A 13,916-nucleotide genomic window follows, 5' to 3' on the forward strand; every position below is an offset into this window, starting at 1 on the left:
GTCGGCGCGAAACCCGTGGCGTGATGCGGCTGATCTTGTCGCATTGCGGATAGCGATGCAGGTCACACCCTCTTTACCGTGTGAGCATCGGGCGAACGCCCCTGGTAGCAAGGAGTTGGCTGTGTTTTCAGATTTCGATGTCGCCGTGGTCGGATACGGGCCGACCGGGCTCGTTCTCGCATCCCTTCTGGGCCGTGCCGGCCACCGTGTGGTGGTGCTCGAACGCTGGCCCGATCTGTACGGTCTGCCCCGGCTGACCCACATCGACGGCGAGACCGCACGCATCATCCAGGCGGCCGGCGATATCGAGTTCGCCCTCCGGGACGCCTCACCGAAGGACACCTACCAATGGTGCAACGGCTCCGGAGATGTCCTCCTCGAGATCGACTGGGCGGGAAAGTCGAGCGGGTTCGACGCCCACTACTCGATGTATCAGCCGGACATCGAGTCGGCGATTCACCAGCGCATCGGGAGCTACCCGAACGTGGAGGTCAATCAAGGTTTCGCGGTGGTAGCCGTCGAACAAGAGCACGACCACGTCGCGCTCCACGTGCGGCCCTGGTCCCGCGACCGGGACGAGCAGTGGTCGAGGAGCGGGACGGATCGGGTGGTGACCGCGCGATATGTGGTGGGAGCCGATGGGGCCAACAGCTTCGTGCGGACCGCGCTGGGCATCGAGGCCACCGATCTTGGCGTGAACGACCGCTGGCTGAACATCGATACCGAGTGCGTGCGTCCACTCGGTCCGGACTTCGGTGTGGCGCGACAGTTCTGCGATCCCGCGCACCCCAACATGTTCATGCCGATTGGCGTGAGTCGTCAGCGCTTCGAAGTTGCGGTTCTCCCGGGAGACGACGCCGCATTCATGGAGTCCGAGGAGTACGCCTGGCAGTGGTTCCGCGAACGACACGACTTGGGGCCGGAGGATGTCCGGATCCTTCGGCAGATCATCTACACCTTCTCCGCCCGGAATGCGGAAACCTGGCGAAGTGGACGAGTACTCCTGGCCGGCGATGCCGCGCACACCATGCCGCCCTACATGGGCCAGGGCGCCTGCTCGGGGATGCGCGACGGCATCACACTCGCATGGAAGCTGCACCTGGTGCTCTCCGGTCGCGCGAGCGATGAGCTGCTCGACACCTACGAACTCGAGCGCCGGCCCCACGCCGAGGCCATCCAGCAGTGCGCGATTGCGCTCGGTGAGATCGCCAACCTCGAGGACCAGGCGGCCGCTGCCACCCGCGATGCGGCGTTCCTCCGCGGAGAGGTCCCGCCGCGTCCGCCGTTCCCCACGCTCGGTGCCGGCGTCATCGCCACGAACGCGGACCGGTTACCCGCACGGCTGGCGGGGTCGCTGTCCCCGCAGGGCGTCGTCACCGTCGGCGACCGGGTCGGCCGTTTCGACGACCTCCTCGGATGGGGATTCTCGATCGTCGCGGTGCAGGATCCCCGCTCGGTGCTCGATCCCGGCCAACTGTCGTTCCTCGAGGACCTCGACGTCATCGTGGCCACCACCGAGCCCGGACGTCCCGGATCGTTCACCGACAGCGACGGAACCTACGCCGACTTCTTCCGGGACCACGGAATCGAGGTCTACCTCGCCCGCCCCGACTTCCATCTCTTCGGGGCCGGTTCGATGAGCGAGCTACCGCTCCTCGTCGACGCCCTCCGCGCGGCGCTCTCGTTCCAGGACGCGCAGGCACCCCGAGTGGAGCGGGCAGCACTGTGACCGCAGAAATCACCGTAGAGACCGCGGCACACTGGCGGGCGATGCCGGCGACAAGGCTGCTCGACGGAGGCATGGACTACGCCGACATCGTGTTGCTCGAACGCGCGACCCGGGATGGCGTTGCGTGGGATGTGGCCGCCGAACGACTGGGAAACCTCCGGCTCGAGGTGGCGGAGGCCGCCCGGAAGGGCGGGCACACCGTGACTGCGCGCAATGCATTCCGGGCCGCGGCCGCCGACTTCGTGTTCGCCCAGATGGCGATCAACGCGGATACCGAGCGCAAGCGGGACCTCTACGATGGGTTCAGCGCGGCGGTCGGTGCGGCGGCAGCATTGTCACCGGCGTCGATGCACAAGATCGAGTTGCCGTTCGCCGGCGGCCGACTGGTGGGCTGGCACGTCATACCCGATCGATCAACCGTCCTCGGGACCGTGATCGTGTTCGGCGGACAGAGCGGCTGGGGTGCCACCTACCTTCGCTACGCGGACGCCCTCGCAGCACGAGGTCTGGCGACGATCCTGGCCGAGGGACCCGGACAAGGTGAAACCCGATTGCGCTACAGGGTCCACCTCGACGTCGATGTTGCCGCCGCGTATGGCGAATTCGTTCGCTACACCGCAGAATCCGGGACTCCGGTGGGAATCTGGGGTAGCAGTGTCGGTGGTTTGTTCGCCGCCCTGACCGCGGCCCGCAACGACCACATCGACGCCTGCTGTGTCAACGGCGCCTTCGCGGCACCGCGTCTGCTGTCGTTCCGCACCTTCCGCGAGCAGGCGGCGGCGATGCTGGGCACCAGCGACGAGACGGCCATCGAACGGAACTTTCGACGTCTTGCGTTCGACCCGGTGAAGGAGCAGATTCGGTGTCCGCTGCTGGTGCTGCACGGCGGCGCCGATCCCCTCGTCAGCCTCGAGGACCAGCAACCGTTCCTCGACGGCGCGGATGATGCAATGCTGCAGGTGTGGGACGACGGCGAGCACACGATCTACAACCACGCCGACGAGCGGAACGATCTCGTCGCCGATTGGTTCGCCGATCGGCTGACCACATCGTCGCGTGACGGTATGGGAACCATGGAGCTGGCGGACCGGGAAAGGTAGCGAAGAATGATGCGTTTCGAGCACGAGAGTCTGCCGCAGCGCGTGTGTTTCGCCTCCGGGCAGGCGGCGGCAATGCTCGCCGGGGAAATCCAGCGACTGGGCGCATCCCGGGTGATGGTGCTCGCATCGCAGTCGGAGGCCGAGCGCTCGGAGCAGCTCACCGCCGACCTGCCGGTCGTAGTGCACCACAACGAGATAGCGATGCACGTGCCCGTCGAGGTGGCCGAGCGAGCCCGCACCGCTGCGGCCCGCCACGAGGTCGATGCCATAGTCAGTGTCGGCGGTGGTTCCACCACCGGACTGGCGAAGGCGATCGCGCTCACGACCGGGCTGCCGATTGTCGCGGTGCCCACGACCTATGCGGGATCGGAGGCCACAAATGTCTGGGGCCTGACCGAGAGAGCCCGCAAGACCACCGGAGTCGACGCACGGGTGCTGCCGCGGGCAGTGATCTACGACCCGGCATTGACGCTGTCACTGCCCGCTCCGATGAGCGTCGCGTCCGGGTTGAACGCGTTGGCGCACTGCGTCGATTCGATGTGGGGTCCGCGCTCGGATCCCATCGATCGGGCGTTGGCGCAGGAAGGGATCCGGGCACTACGGACGGGGCTGCCGTCGGTGGTGGCCGATCCGACCAGCCTGATCGGCCGGGAACCCGTCTTGTATGCGGCGTACCTGTCCGCGGTGGCGTTCTCCTCGGCGGGCTCGGGACTGCACCACAAGATCTGCCATGTCCTCGGCGGGGCATACGACCTGCCGCATGCCCAGACCCACGCGGTCGTGTTGCCGTATGTGCTCGCATTCAACGCCCCCGCGGCACCGGAAGCCGAACACCGCATCGCGACCGCACTCGACGCGAGCACCGCACTCGACGGCCTACAGAAACTGCGTGATCAGCTCGATGCGCCACGCGCCCTGCGCGACTACGGCTTCGACGAGTCGGACATCGACAGTGCGGTGGACGCGATCTTGCCGGCGGTCCGGCGAACAACCCACGTCCGGTCACGGCCGACGAACTACGCCGCATGCTCCATGCGGCGTGGCGAGGCGCCGAGCCGAGGACGATCACCAGCAACACGGAGAAATGACGACATGATGACCGAGCACAGGACGGACGCGGCGCACATCACCGCAGACCAGCAGGCCGTCGAGGACGACCTCGTGGCCACTGTCGTCGCCTCGTTCGACGACACTCCCGATCCGCGCCTGAAGCAACTGATGCAGGCCGTGGTCCGGCACCTGCATGCCTTCATCCGCGAGGTGCGGCTTACCGAGCAGGAGTGGAACAGGGCCATCGAGTTTCTCACCGCCGTCGGGAACATCACCGACGACAAACGCCAGGAATTCGTTCTGCTCTCCGATGTGCTCGGTGCCTCCATGCAGACGATCGCAGTCAACAACCAGGCGCACGCGAACGCCACCGACGCAACGGTGTTCGGCCCGTTTTTCGTCGCCGACTCCCCGCAGATCCCGCTCGGCGGGGATATCGGCAGCGGCGCCCCGGGGCAGCCGTGTTGGATCGAGGGCACCGTCACCGACACCGACGGCCGCCCCGTCCCCGGCGCCAAGGTCGAGGTCTGGGAGGCGGACGAGGACGGCCTGTACGACGTGCAATACCCCGACGGCCGGGTCTCCGGCCGCGCTCATTTCTTCACCGACGACAACGGCTCCTACCGGTTCTGGGGACTGACCCCCACCCCATACCCGATTCCGCACGACGGCCCGGTCGGCACGATGCTCGAAGCTGTCAATCGCTCGCCGATGCGCGCATCGCACTTGCACTTCATGGTCACCGCAAACAACCTCCGGACCCTGGTCACTCACATCTTCGTCTCCGGAGACGACCTGTTGACCTCTGACAGCGTTTTCGGAGTCAAGGACTCGCTGGTGCAAGACTTCCTCGAGCAGGCTCCCGGTACCCCCACCCCTGACGGTCGCGATCCCGGCGACCGTTCCTGGTCGCGAGTCCACTTCGACATCGTTCTGGCACCAGCGGGTACCTGAGCAGCGTCGACCACGAGCGTGAGAAAAGATCCACATCAGCACGGTAGTGCGGGCGTACCGTCGATGGCATGACCGAGGAGAACCAGGTTGCGCCGTGGGACGACATCTACCGAGGCGACGCGGAGGTATTTACGGGACCGGTGCCGTGGAACATCGGTGAGCCGCAACCCGAGATCGCCGGGCTGATCGCGGAGGGCAAGTTCCGCAGCGACGTGCTGGACGCGGGCTGCGGGCATGCCGAGACGTCCCTCCACCTGGCGGCGCAGGGGTACACGGTGGTGGGCCTGGACCTGTCGCCGACGGCCATCGCGGTGGCGCAGGCGGCCGCCGCCGATCGTGGACTGACGACGGCCACGTATCAGGTGGCGGACATCAGCTCGTTCACCGGTTTCGACGGCCGGTTTTCCACGATCGTCGACAGCACCCTGTTCCATTCCCTTCCCGTCGACCGGCGGCGGGACTACCTGCGCGCGGTCGCTCGGGCGGCCGCGCCCGGCGCGTCCTACTACATCCTGGTGTTCGCGAAGGGCGCCTTCCCCGAGGGCGAAGGACCGAACCCGGTGACCGACGACGAGCTGCGCGAGGCGGTCGCCGAGTTCTGGACCATCGACGACATTCGCCCGGCTTTCATCCACGCGCTGCTCGGCCCGGAGCAAGCCGCGAACTGGGAGCACGACGAGAAGGGGCGGTCCATGCTGCCGGCGTGGCTGCTGTCGGCTCACCTCGACTGATCGCCCGGCGGAAACCCCTACCCGACAGAACTATTCGTACCGGACGGGCGCAGGAGGAATTCTCCGGCAAGTTGGATGGCTTCGCGTTTGGTGTACCCGGGGTGGTCCGCGACGATGAAGTGGCGGCCGATCGCAAGTCCGAACATGAGGGTGCTGCGTGCCTCGATTTCGTCGGGGTCGGTGACGAAGGTGCCGAACATCTTTCGCAGAAAGTTCATCCGCTCGTTGTCGATGGCGTGCAGGCGCGTCGCGACGGACCGGTCGTGGTGGGCCCAGGCCCGGATCGCGAGATCGATCCGTTGAAAGTCCTCCGAGTAGGTCAGTTGCCCCACGCGCCGGATTCTGTCGGCGGGGGTGCCGCCTTCGGCATCGGCCTGGGCGATAACGGCTTTGGTGCAACGGCGTTCCCACTCGTCGAGCATTTCGGTGAGCAATGCGGGACGGCCGTCGAAGTAGCCGTAGAACCCGCCCTTCGTCACGCCGAGTTCGGCGGCGAGAGTCTCGACTCGGACGGCGTCGGGCCCTCCTCGTGCGAGGGCGTCGAGGCCCGCCTCGATCCAGCGGGTTCGTGTCGTGCGGGCGACGGCGGGAATCGGGCCACCTCCATTGATCGCGTTCGATGTGTACGGTACCGTATAGATGAAATATACGGTGCCGTATAGATCGGGGACGACAGTGCCACGAATAGCAGAGGCCACCTACATCGAGCAGCCCTGGCGTATCCACGAATTCACGAGAGACTTCGACGTCGAGGACGTGTGGTCGTTCCGCACTCCCGGAGCCGGGCCCGACGACTTCCCGGCGATGCTCGCAGCGATGCGAGCCGCGGGAGGACCAGCGAAGCAGCCCCGGCTGGTGAGGTTCCTGTTCGCCGCTCGATGGAAACTCGGGGCACTCTTCGGCTGGGACAATCCGTCAACTGGTGTCGGTGAGCGGGTTGCCTCGCTCCGCGACCGCCTGCCCAGCGACCTCCGCGCCGCTCCGCGCGGCCCGGACGACGAAGGCATGCCCCTCACAGCGGTGTACGAGCTCGACACGGAGTCCGCCCGCGAGCTGGCGAACAAGACCGTGCACACCGTGATGCATCTCGGCTGGGCGAGAGGAGCGAACGGCGATTACGAACTGCAGATGACCGTTCTCGTCAAACCCAACGGATGGTTCGGGCGGCTCTACATGACCGCCATCGCGCCTTTCCGGTACCTCATCGTGTACCCGGCCCTGACCCGGCAATGGGAACGAGCCTGGCGCGACCGCCACCATGCCGAGGCAAGGTAAGGAGGCTTGCGACCTCAGCGGCTCACCGCGGTTTCCCGCTCGACGCGCGACAGCTTCTCGGGGTTGCGCACGATGTAGAGCCCGGTGATCTTGCCGTCGTCCATCCGCACCGCCACGACGTCGTCGATCTCCCCGTCCAGCCGGACGATCAGCGCGGGGGAGCCATTCATCTGCACCGGCTCGACCGACACCGTGCCGTCGATCCGGGGCAGGCCGGCCGCCAGCAGGCGACCCACCTTGTCGGCCCCCACGATGGGCCGCAGCACGGCCTGCTTGACTCCGCCACCGTCACCCAGGAGGACGACGTCCGGTGCGAGCAGGTCGAGCAGGCTCTGCAGATCGCCCGTCTCGAGCGCCCGCTGGAACGCCTCGAGTGCGTCTCGGGACTCGGCCGGGGATACGACGCCGCGCGGCCGGCGCGCCGCCACATGGGCCCGCGCCCGGTGCGCGATCTGGCGGACGGCGTCCGGGCTCTTGCCGACGGCGTCCGCGATCTCGCCGTACTCGAGAGCGAACACCTCGCGCAGCACGAACACGGCCCGCTCGGTCGGCGCGAGCGTCTCCAGCACCAGCAACATCGCCATCGAGACGCTGTCGGCCAACTCGACATCCTCGGCCACGTCGGGCGCGGTCAGCAGCGGCTCGGGCAACCAGGGACCGACATAGGACTCCTTGCGCCTGCTGAGTGTCCGCAGCCGGACGAGCGCCTGGCGAGTGGTGATCCGGACGAGGTACGCACGCTGATTGCGGACCGTGTCGAGATCGACGCCCGCCCACCGCAGCCAGGTCTCCTGGAGGATGTCTTCCGCGTCGGCGGCCGATCCGAGCATCTCGTAGGCAACGGTGAACAGCAGGTTGCGGTGGGCGACGAACGCCTCGGTGGCGGGATCCGAACGATCGTCCTGGCTCCCGCCGCGATCGTCGGGTGTGGTCTGCGACGTGCCGGCCATGGGTGGCTCCTTCTCACTCTCGACTGTGTCACACACCAGACACCGGGCCCCGCCGTTTTGTGACACCAGACGGCAGCCGACCCGTGTTGCCCGCTGCCAAATTACGTGACTTCGAAGTCGCGGCGTGAGCGATTGTCACAAGGATCGGGTCGCCGGCGTCTCATGTTCGTCCAGAGCAACACAACACACGAGTGAGGACGAAGTCATGGACGCCCGATTCAACCTGTTCGACAACGAGATCGCCATGAAGTTCGGCAAGCGGTTCGCCAATGCCGCCCTGGTGATCGACCAATCGCCGCTGCCGAAGGCCACCCAGCACCTGGTCGAGATCCGGGCCAGCCAGATCAACGGCTGCGGCTTCTGCACCGACATGCACACCAAGGACGCCACGGCCGCCGGCGAAACCCCGGTCCGGCTCAACCTCGTCGCGGCCTGGCGTGAGGCCACCGTGTTCACCGAGGCCGAGCGGGCCGCGCTGGCGCTCAGCGAGGAAGGCACCCGGCTCGCCGACGCCCACGACGGCGTGTCCGACGAGACCTGGGCCCAGGTGCGCAAGCACTACGACGACGACCAGATCGCCGCACTGGTCTCCCTGGTCGCCCTGATCAACGCCGCCAACCGGATCAACGTGATCGTGCGCAACCCGGCAGGTTCCTACGAGCCCGGCATGTTCGCCAGCATGACGAGCTGACCGGCAGACGACAGCCCCCTGACAACGAGTACTTGACCCTGACACAGTGACAAGGACTCGAATGGTCGACGAAGGAGGTGGTTGTCGTGAACACAACCAACCACGATGGGCCGCATGCCCACCTCGTCGACGCTCTGCCCGCAGCCGACCCGTCGGGTCGGCTGCGGGCGGCGCTCTCTGCAGGCACGCACCCCGATCCCCGTCTCACGGACACTCTCGTCGAGCGGTGTGCCGTCGAACCGGATTTCTTCGTCCGCGACATGCTGACCTGGGCGTTGTGCCGCCTGCCGAGCGAGCTCACGGTGCCGCGACTGGTCCGAGAGCTCGGGGCCGACTCCGCGCAGGCCCGCAGTCAGTCGCTGCACACCCTGTCCAAGATCGGGGACCGGCTCGCCTGGCCCGCGGTGTCGGCACTGCTGCACGACGAGCACGACGAGGTCGCGCGCAGTGCGTGGCGGGCGGCCGTGGCACTCGTGCCGCCCGGCAACGAGGCTGCACTCGCGGCCGATCTGGCGATCGAACTCGGACGGGGTGACCAGCACCTGCAGCTCAGTCTGAGCCGTGCGCTGGTGGGACTCGGGGACGCTGTCCTCCCGGTCCTCGACGCGGCCGGGACCAGTCCCGACCCGCACATTCGTGCGCACGCGGATGCGACGAGGCGACTCTGCCACGATCCCGACAGTGGGTTCACCCTCGCGGTCGAGACGGCGAAGCGCGTCGCGGTCGCCGGTCCGGACACGTAGCAGGAGGAGATGGGATGTTGATCGGTGAGGTCTCCCGGCGGTGTGGTGTCAGCACACGGATGTTGCGGCACTACGACACGTTGGGGCTGGTGAAGCCCACGGGCCGCACGTCCGGCGGCTACCGCGAGTACTCCGCCGACGACATCCGACGGCTCTTCCACGTCGAGAGCCTCAGGACCTTGGGGCTGTCGTTGAACGAGGCCAAGCGGGCACTGGACGAGCCCGATTTCGCACCGGCCGACCTGGTGGGAGACCTCATCCGACACACGCGCCGGCGGATCGCTGCCGAGGAGGAACTGCTCGGCAAACTCGAACGCGTCGACGCCGCCTCGCCGGCGGAGTGGGAGGATGTCCTGCGCATCGTCGGTCTGCTGCGTGCGCTCGAGTCGGAATCCGCGGCCCGTCGTCAACAAGCGATCCTGTCTCAGGACGGAACTGCGGCGCTGCCCGTCGAAGCGCTGGTCGAGGCCATTCTGTCGGAGGACGACCCGAATGTGGCCGGAGCGCTGCAGTGGTCGTTGGCGCGGGTCGCCGGCCCGGGACTCGAGGTTCTGGCCGACGGTCTCGACGCGCAGGATGCCGACGTCCGGCGTCGCGCCACCGCCGCGATAGCGGCAATCCACACCGCGGAGGCAACGGCACATCTGAGACGAGCACTCGATGATCCAGAGGCCACGGTCCGCGGGTACGCGGCACTCGCTCTCGGCTCTCGCGGAAACGTCGACGCGATCCCCTCCCTGATCGAGTTGGTCGTCGAGGGGCGGCGCGATGTCGAGGCTGCCGAAGTGCTGGGCCTGCTGACGACGGTCTCGGCCTCGGCCGACGCCATCGTCGAGGTCATGCAAGACACGCTCGACAACACCGAGGACGCGCCCACGCGGTTGCGGATCACGCAGGCCCTTGCCGAGATTCCCGGCACCGCGGCGCGGCGGGCACTCGACCGGCTGGCCCACGACGGCGACCGGCCGATCGCGTCCACCGCGGCCTCGATCCTGAACACGCTGGACCGCGGACGGAGCCGGCGCCGCCGATCGGGCATCGGGACGGGAGTGATGGTGGACGACACACGGTCACCCAAAGTTACTGGAGCATGACAGCATTCGTAGCCGACCCCGATTCGGTGACGGTCCGTGGCGGTGACCGAATTTTCCCAGCCCCATTGCGGCCTTTGACCGATTGACGGCCATCCGTTGCGGGTAGTCGGGTTCGGGGTTGGTTCGCACCGGACTGCCGATCCGGGGTACGCCGGGCGGCCGGCTCCGGGCGCTCGGCGTCGACCGATGACGGCCGATGCGGGTGAAGGGAGTCGACGATGATGACCCGACTGCAAATCGCGGCAGCGGTGGTCGTGGGCTATTGGCTGGGCCGAGGGCACCGGAAGAAACTGGGACTGCTGCTCGCGGCGGCGGGTGCCGGCCGCCTCGCCGGCGGACCCCAGGAGATGGTGGACCGGGCCTCGAAACTGCTGCAAACCTCGCCCGAGTTCGCCGAGCTCAGTGAATCGGTGCGTGGCCAACTCCTCGACGCCGTGAAAGTGGCGGCCATGACCGCCGCCACCGCCCGAGTCGACGCACTCAACAATCGGCTGCTCTCCGGCAGCGATGCGGTCCTGGAGACCGCCGAAGACCTGGTCGAGGACACCGCGGATATGGCCGGAGACGTCACCGACGACACCGTGGACACGGTGGACGAAGCCGCCGACGACACCGTGGGCTCAGTGCACAAGCTCGCCGACGACGCCCTGGGCATGATCGGGGCGCTGGGACGCAGGAAGCGACCGAAGAAGGCACCGCCGTCGGACGACGTCGACGACGAGACGGCAGTGGAGGCCGAGAACGAGGAGGAGGCCGAGGACGAGGAACGACCGGCGCGGCGACCGCCCCGCAAGCGGAGCACCCCGGCGAAGACCTCCGGCAGTCGAAAGCGAGGAGCACAGCGATGACCACAGCAGGTGGCGGCCCGAGTTCCAGCAGCCTGGCCGATGTCATCGACACCATCTTGGACAAGGGCCTGGTCATCGACGCCTACGTGCGGGTCTCACTGGTCGGTATCGAACTGCTCACCATCGACGCCCGCGTCGTGGTCGCCAGTGTCGACACCTACCTGCGCTTCGCCGAGGCGGTGAACCGACTGGAGATCGGCAGCGAACCGAAGGGCCTGACCGACCTCGTTTCCGATGTGAAGGGCAGCGGCAGCACGAAGTCCAAGACCAAGGGTGCGCTCGAGGCCGTGGGAGAAACGCTCGGTGAGCTCCTCGGCGGATCGGAAGCCGAACGCGAACCCGAGCCGCGCCGGAGGCGAAAGTGATCCGACGACACTGACGTGGCCGCGCCGGCGCTCAGGCCGACTACATATTGCTGTTCCTGATAGGAGACGCCCACAGCCGGGTACGTTCGTGGCATGGGTGACGAGGCAATCGACCCCGAAGTGGCATATGAAGCCCTTTCCGCCGGCGCGCGCCTCGCTCTGCTGCGAAACCCCGAAGGCATCATGCCGCCGCAGTTCATCGGGCAGGTGATGGCCGTATGCGAGGACGCGTGCGTCGCGGGGATCAGTGGTGGAGTTGATTCGGTACCGCAGATGGCGGTTCTCCAAGGGCCACTCTCCGAATACCTCTCCCAGTGCAGGTGTGTGCTGGACGCGTGGTGGATCTCGTTGACACCGCAACTCCGGGCTGTCATCAGGTGTCGCGAAGCGGTACCCGAATCGTTGGCGCTGCAACTACCCAAACACACACCCTGGACCGCGGTGTCCACGCCGTGTTCCCACCTGTTGGTGCGCGACTATCTCGAATTGCAGGCAACGGGACTCGAACTGATGTAACCCGGACGGTCAGTCGGGGATCTTCGCTCCTGAAATGGCGTCTGGTTCGTATTCGTCGTGGCGGCGCAGCCAACCCATGAAGGGGTCGTCGCCGCGGCGAGGTTGCGGTTCCCAGTCCTCCTGACGGCCGCGGGCAGTGAGGTCGAGCCAGTGATAGGTGCCGAGGAGGATCTCGGTGGAGCGCGCGTAACCGGAGTAGGTGTGGAAGATGCGCTCACCCTGACGGAGGAAAGCACTGACGCCGTGCTCTTCGCCGCACCAGCCTTTCCACGCGGGGTCCGACTGCACGAGTTCGGCCTCGTCCTTGTAGTTGTATTCGACCGGTGCAACCGACGCGTCGAGGGTGACGTGGAAGTCATAGTTGAAGTCGCTGCCGTGCGAGGAGTACCAGGGGAAGGTCCAGCCCATTCGCTGTCGGTACTGCTCGAGTTTGTTCAGCGGTGCGCGTGACACGGCCGCGAACGAGGTGTCCCGGGCGTAGAGGTGCCGGAGGTTGCCGACGTTGTCCATCGTGAACGAGCAGGAGGGGCATCCCTCGTCGGCGTCGGGTTCGAACATGAAGTGGTAGATCAGGAGTTGGCCGCGGCCGTCGAACAGGTCGGCGAATCCGGTCCTGCCGTCGGGGCCGTCGAATGCGTAATTCTCGGTGATCTCGACCATCGGCAGCGCGCGCCTGGCGGCGTTGACCCGATCGCGGTGGCGGGTCAGCTCCTTCTCCTGTGCGAGTAACTCGCGGCGCGCGATGAGCCATTCCTCGCGGGTGGTGACCTGCGGATCGGACGCTGTCATCGTTCGTCTCCTCTCGAAGGGCACCTGCAATCGTCGCAGGCGACTCTCGGCGGTGGCTACCACCGAGACCGGGAACGACTGATTCGCGGTTCGGCTCCTCGTGCAGGATGCGAAGCTGAGTTGGTGAGTAGCGCTCTCCATCCTGCGGTGGAACCGTACGAAGCCGGGTTTCTCGACGTTTCCGACGGCCATTCCCTGTATTGGGAGACCACCGGAAATCCCACGGGGACGCCGGTGCTGTATCTGCACGGAGGGCCGGGATCTGGATGCACTCCCGTCGCACGACGCTTCTTCGACCCGAATGCTTTTCGCGCGGTGCTGTTCGACCAACGCGGATGCGGGCGCAGCCGCCCGCTTGCCGCCGGCCCCGACACCGACCTATCGACCAACACGACAGCACATTTGATGGAGGACATCGAACGCCTGCGTAAGCGTCTGGGGATCAGGCGTTGGGTCGTGGCCGGGGTGTCCTGGGGTGTGACCCTGAGTTTGGTCTACGCCCAACGACATCCCGAGCGTGTCCTCGCGATGGCGCTCGGAGCGATCACGTCCGGATCCCGAACCGAGATCGACTGGATCACCCGTGACATGGGTCGGATCTTCCCCAGGGAGTGGGAGGAATTCATCGCTCCCGTGCCGGTCGGCGGACGGCACGGGGATCTGGTGGCCGCGTATGCGCGCCTCCTCGCCGACCCCGACGCGGCAGTGCGCGAGGAGGCGGCGAGGAGGTGGTGTGCGTGGGAGGACACCCACGTGTCGTTGATGCCGGGAAGGACTCCGAGCCCCCGATACGAGGACGCAACGTTCCGGATGATCTTCGCCAGGTTGGTGACGCACTACTGGAGCCACGAGTGCTTCCTCGTCCCGAACCAGATACTGGACGGAATGAGCCGTCTGGCAGGTATCCCGGCAGTTCTGGTCCACGGCCGCTTCGATGTTTCGGGACCGTTGGACACGGCCTGGAAGCTCTCGCGGGCCTGGCCGGAAAGTCGACTCGTCGTGGTTGACGATGCCGGCCACGGTGGAGGTGGGTTCAGCTCCGCGCTGGTGGCCGCCTTGGACTCCTTAAGCCGGCCATGAT

Annotated in this window: 15 protein-coding genes and 1 pseudogene; 13 read left to right on the top strand and 3 right to left on the bottom strand. The window is 66.8% G+C overall.

Annotation, left to right across the window (positions count from 1 at the left end):
• The first annotated feature begins 121 nt into the window (after positions 1–121).
• The 5 genes and pseudogenes from G9373_RS08355 (at position 122) to G9373_RS08375 (ending at position 5,564) form a co-directional block, all read left to right on the top strand.
• On the top strand, positions 122–1,729 hold the full coding sequence (locus G9373_RS08355; RefSeq protein ID WP_167114624.1) for a bifunctional 3-(3-hydroxy-phenyl)propionate/3-hydroxycinnamic acid hydroxylase: 1,608 nt from the start codon (positions 122–124) through the stop codon (positions 1,727–1,729).
• Entirely contained in the window at positions 1,726–2,829 is a 1,104-nt protein-coding gene (locus G9373_RS08360) for an alpha/beta hydrolase (RefSeq protein ID WP_167114627.1), read from the top strand. The genes G9373_RS08355 and G9373_RS08360 overlap by 4 nt, the downstream gene beginning before the upstream one ends.
• 6 nt (positions 2,830–2,835) lie before the next feature.
• A pseudogene (locus G9373_RS08365) lies at positions 2,836–3,917 on the top strand (maleylacetate reductase).
• Between the two features lie 4 nt (positions 3,918–3,921).
• Positions 3,922–4,833 carry a dioxygenase gene (locus G9373_RS08370; protein ID WP_167114630.1) on the top strand — a complete coding sequence of 304 codons (912 nt, stop codon included), beginning with the start codon at positions 3,922–3,924 and terminating at the stop codon, positions 4,831–4,833.
• Between the two features lie 68 nt (positions 4,834–4,901).
• The gene (locus G9373_RS08375; protein WP_005254368.1) at positions 4,902–5,564 is read left to right on the top strand and encodes a class I SAM-dependent methyltransferase; all 663 of its coding nucleotides are present in this window, start codon (positions 4,902–4,904) and stop codon (positions 5,562–5,564) included.
• 17 nt (positions 5,565–5,581) lie between these two features.
• Here the strand turns inward: G9373_RS08375 and G9373_RS08380 are convergent, their stop codons facing one another.
• Positions 5,582–6,262, bottom strand: a complete 681-nt coding sequence (locus tag G9373_RS08380; RefSeq protein ID WP_054247740.1) for a TetR/AcrR family transcriptional regulator — start codon at positions 6,260–6,262, stop codon at positions 5,582–5,584.
• On the opposite strand from G9373_RS08380, the gene G9373_RS08385 reads away from it, so the two are divergent.
• Positions 6,240–6,839, top strand: a complete 600-nt coding sequence (locus G9373_RS08385) for a DUF2867 domain-containing protein (protein WP_133985789.1) — start codon at positions 6,240–6,242, stop codon at positions 6,837–6,839. The genes G9373_RS08380 and G9373_RS08385 overlap by 23 nt on opposite strands.
• Before the next feature lie 14 nt (positions 6,840–6,853).
• Here the strand turns inward: G9373_RS08385 and G9373_RS08390 are convergent, their stop codons facing one another.
• Positions 6,854–7,789, bottom strand: coding sequence for an RNA polymerase sigma-70 factor (locus tag G9373_RS08390; RefSeq protein WP_005254365.1), 936 nt, complete (start codon positions 7,787–7,789; stop codon positions 6,854–6,856).
• Positions 7,790–7,994: 205 nt separating this feature from the next.
• Between G9373_RS08390 and G9373_RS08395 the strand changes: the two genes are divergently transcribed.
• From G9373_RS08395 to G9373_RS08420, 6 genes are all read left to right on the top strand, one after another.
• On the top strand, positions 7,995–8,480 hold the full coding sequence (locus G9373_RS08395; protein ID WP_005254364.1) for a carboxymuconolactone decarboxylase family protein: 486 nt from the start codon (positions 7,995–7,997) through the stop codon (positions 8,478–8,480).
• Positions 8,481–8,557: 77 nt separating this feature from the next.
• On the top strand, positions 8,558–9,223 hold the full coding sequence (locus G9373_RS08400; protein WP_346842813.1) for a HEAT repeat domain-containing protein: 666 nt from the start codon (positions 8,558–8,560) through the stop codon (positions 9,221–9,223).
• A 14-nt stretch (positions 9,224–9,237) separates the two neighbouring features.
• Entirely contained in the window at positions 9,238–10,317 is a 1,080-nt protein-coding gene (locus tag G9373_RS08405; protein ID WP_167114636.1) for a MerR family transcriptional regulator, read from the top strand.
• 221 nt (positions 10,318–10,538) lie between these two features.
• A complete protein-coding gene (locus G9373_RS08410) occupies positions 10,539–11,165 on the top strand; it encodes a hypothetical protein (protein WP_167114639.1) in 627 nt (208 codons plus the stop codon).
• Positions 11,162–11,530 carry a gas vesicle protein GvpJ gene (gvpJ, locus tag G9373_RS08415; RefSeq protein WP_005254360.1) on the top strand — a complete coding sequence of 123 codons (369 nt, stop codon included), beginning with the start codon at positions 11,162–11,164 and terminating at the stop codon, positions 11,528–11,530. Before G9373_RS08410 ends, gvpJ begins: the two co-directional genes overlap by 4 nt.
• 93 nt (positions 11,531–11,623) lie before the next feature.
• A complete protein-coding gene (locus tag G9373_RS08420) occupies positions 11,624–12,046 on the top strand; it encodes a hypothetical protein (protein ID WP_167114642.1) in 423 nt (140 codons plus the stop codon).
• 9 nt (positions 12,047–12,055) lie between these two features.
• Here G9373_RS08420 and G9373_RS08425 read toward each other — a convergent pair whose 3' ends face one another.
• Positions 12,056–12,835, bottom strand: a complete 780-nt coding sequence (locus G9373_RS08425) for a DUF899 domain-containing protein (RefSeq protein ID WP_167114645.1) — start codon at positions 12,833–12,835, stop codon at positions 12,056–12,058.
• Positions 12,836–12,958: 123 nt separating this feature from the next.
• Between G9373_RS08425 and pip the strand changes: the two genes are divergently transcribed.
• Positions 12,959–13,915: a prolyl aminopeptidase gene (gene pip / locus G9373_RS08430; RefSeq protein WP_167114649.1), complete on the top strand. Its 957-nt coding sequence runs from the start codon at positions 12,959–12,961 to the stop codon at positions 13,913–13,915.
• The last annotated feature ends 1 nt before the right edge of the window (position 13,916 follow it).

The organism is Rhodococcus sp. A14 (genome assembly GCF_011603105.1).
GTDB lineage: Bacteria > Actinomycetota > Actinomycetes > Mycobacteriales > Mycobacteriaceae > Rhodococcus_F > Rhodococcus_F opacus.